Source organism: Mycobacterium sp. (assembly GCF_047975165.1).
In the GTDB taxonomy this organism is placed as follows: Bacteria; Actinomycetota; Actinomycetes; order Mycobacteriales; family Mycobacteriaceae; genus Mycobacterium.
This window is the reverse complement of the sequence record NZ_JBKECZ010000137.1, coordinates 1-2,750: the sequence shown is the minus strand read 5'-3', so window position 1 is coordinate 2,750 and position 2,750 is coordinate 1. Positions and strand designations below refer to the sequence as shown.

Here is a 2,750-nt window from a genome sequence, read left to right as displayed (position 1 = left end):
TTATTGAGAATGACATAGTGACAATTGATGGGAAATCCAACTCATCAAGACAAGTATATATTTGTAAAGAAATTAAGGACTTGGCTAAAAAATATTATGAGGAAACAGGGCGTTTAGAGATATGGCCAAACACATATAACGCAAGATACAAAAGAGCTAAGATACTGGGGGTGAGATGTGGGGTTGAGATTAACTTACATGCCTTTAGAGAAACGTTTGCAACAGAATGGATATATAAGGGGCATAGTGTTGTTTCTCTTCAACAAGCAATGGGACACAGCTCCTTAGCACAAATGGAACCGTACATTAGGAAGAATCAATTAGCATTGAAGAGAGAATGACAAGCATTCACAGATGGTGGTGACTTCAATGATAGAGATTACTTGATGAAGAAAATTGCCATGCTAGAAGCAGAGAACGCTATGTTAAAAAGTAAACAATAATAGTGAAAATATTGATAAAAAAGTAAATATTGACTTAGGATTAGGAAACGGACAACACGGTTATATAGGTTCCTTAGCAGATATAACAGAGGGAGAAAGTAAAGAGTTTGGTTCTCCTACTTTACAAGTAATAGCAGAATATGGTGGAGGTTATAGATTATATTTAATTAATAAACAAATTAAAGTAGAAGCAACTGACGACAGTGGTGCGACGTGAAACAGTGTAGGTAGTTTAGTACCAACAACATTCTTAATGGAAGTAGTTAAATTAATAGCTCCGGATAAAAAACAAGAAGTTGAAACACTTATTGCTGCAACATTTAAAGAATAATAGTGATAAACTTGAAACAAAATTAGATAAAGAATACACAGGTGGTGGTGGTACTTCTTCTATTGAACTCACAGGTGGTAATATAAACCTTATTCAAAATGGAACAGATTTCAATCCAAGTGAATATTTAAGTTTAAGAATTGGTAGACTTTCAAATGGTTTCGACTTATTCCTTGATGTATCAGAAGATAATGGTGATACTCATATAAGATATAAAATAGACAGAACACAAGTAGGAACTTACAAAACCATAAGAAATGAAAAAGGTGAGATAGTAGAGGAGATACAAATTAAATAATAATAGTGATAAACTTGAAACAACAGTTATTTTTAATACGCCAACTGAACTTTTAAATGAAGAAGGACAAACCATAGAACTATTAGACAGTATAGATAATTATAGAGAAATTTTAATATACTTAGCAAATACTACAACGGGTAGTGCTGGTAGAGCACAATTCAGACTGTTCACAGAGTTTGTTGGTACAGGAAGTAATGATAATTTAATCTCTAACTTAGGTTATACTAGTAGTTATACCATACATACTGATAATAATACAATTATGAACTTCGGTATTAATGGTTCAACTCTTACAACAGGAACTGCTGGTGGGGTTATATCACACGGGTTTTTAATAAAAATTATTGGTATTGGAAGATTATCAGCATCAGAAAGAAAACAAAGAAAAGAAATGAGATTACAAGAATTAAAACGTAAATAATAATAGTGATTATCTTGCCAACAAACTTGATATAACAAAAACTACTTCAGGTGTTGAAACACTTATTGAAAGGGGTAATATATCTTTAAGAAAAAATGTTTCTGACGATAGAGAGTTTATGTATTTCCATTCAGATTCTGCTACTGTTGAGGGAGACAACGGACAATTTTTCAGAATATATTCTAAAAATAATGAAAGAGGTGGACAATTATTTTATGCTAAAAATACAACTTATAGCTTCAATGAAGAAATTGTAGCAGTTATGGGTGATATAACAGCAGCAAGACATAAAACAATGTTAGATATGGTAAAACTGTTAGCACCAGAAAAAGAAGTACAAGTACAAGAAATTATAGATAGAGAAAGAGAAGAGCAAAAACTTATAGATAAAGAGCTTAAAGAAAAAGAGTAGTTTACTACTCTTTTTTATTTAATTCTAATTCTTGTAATTTGATCATCTTCTCTAGTTTTTCTTTTTTCTCTGGGAATAGTTCTATCATTTCTTTATATGTATCTATTTTTATTCTTGTTATATCATTTAATGTTGCTAATTCACCATTGGTTATAATAGTACCTGTTTCATCAACTTTTCTATAGTTTATAGAACTTCCATTATCATAAAATCTTATTTGAGTATATTTACCAGTGTTTGCTAACATTTGTAATGTGTATTCTGTTGAAAGATGTAAGAATGAGAATGTACCATTATTTAATGATAAAGAATTATTTTCTTTATTATCAATATTTTCACTATTATTCTTTAATTGAGATTTCTATTTCTTCAGGTATTGTTGCTAAAACTCTATCTTTTTGTTCTGTTGTTAAATTAAGTTCTTGTGCTAATGATAAGAATGTTTTTCTAAGTGCTGAATTTATATAACTTTGTCCTCTTAGATTACCATCATTAAGTGAATTATGAAACACTGTTATTTTTCCTTCTGAATCTGAGTTTAAACCATTAATTCTATTACTACTATTAGGGTTGGTTATTCCTTTGGTGTGCGTACCAATTTGTATAAAACCTCCTTCGTTGAAACCTACGAATGAAGTGTTTATACTTAATTCGTCTCCTTTTATAAGTCCTAAGTTTGTATTAACTTTTTCTTCAAGTTTATCACTATTATCTTGAACTTTTTGGATGATAGATGTGTCTTCTTCTCATTCGATTTGGTCTCTTGTACCTACTACTTCATCAAGATATTTATTTAATGGTTCATCATTATGGACAACTTTCTCTGAGGTTACGATTTCTCC

Annotated in this window: 5 protein-coding genes; 4 read left to right on the top strand and 1 reads right to left on the bottom strand. The window is 30.3% G+C overall.

From position 1 onward, the window contains the following. The 4 genes from ACK5M9_RS13265 to ACK5M9_RS13250 form a co-directional block, all read left to right on the top strand. A partial coding sequence (locus ACK5M9_RS13265; protein WP_416893627.1) for a site-specific integrase occupies positions 1-341 on the top strand: 341 nt, incomplete at its 5' end. Positions 342-739: 398 nt separating this feature from the next. Then, positions 740-1,072, top strand: coding sequence for a hypothetical protein (locus ACK5M9_RS13260; RefSeq protein WP_416893626.1), 333 nt, complete (start codon positions 740-742; stop codon positions 1,070-1,072). 265 nt (positions 1,073-1,337) lie between these two features. Then, a complete protein-coding gene (locus ACK5M9_RS13255; RefSeq protein ID WP_416893625.1) occupies positions 1,338-1,496 on the top strand; it encodes a hypothetical protein in 159 nt (52 codons plus the stop codon). Positions 1,497-1,614: 118 nt separating this feature from the next. Next, positions 1,615-1,908, top strand: coding sequence for a hypothetical protein (locus ACK5M9_RS13250; RefSeq protein WP_416893624.1), 294 nt, complete (start codon positions 1,615-1,617; stop codon positions 1,906-1,908). Between the two features lie 4 nt (positions 1,909-1,912). Here ACK5M9_RS13250 and ACK5M9_RS13245 read toward each other — a convergent pair whose 3' ends face one another. Continuing rightward, entirely contained in the window at positions 1,913-2,155 is a 243-nt protein-coding gene (locus ACK5M9_RS13245) for a hypothetical protein (protein WP_416893623.1), read from the bottom strand. Positions 2,156-2,750: the final 595 nt, after the last annotated feature.

Bases quoted from the DNA above. Each gene is read 5' to 3' on its own strand.
- ACK5M9_RS13255 (WP_416893625.1), top strand. From the start codon at position 1,338: ATGAACTTCGGTATTAATGGTTCAACTCTTACAACAGGAACTGCTGGT.
- ACK5M9_RS13250 (WP_416893624.1), top strand. From the start codon at position 1,615: ATGTATTTCCATTCAGATTCTGCTACTGTTGAGGGAGACAACGGACAA.
- ACK5M9_RS13245 (WP_416893623.1), bottom strand. From the start codon at position 2,155: ATGTTAGCAAACACTGGTAAATATACTCAAATAAGATTTTATGATAAT.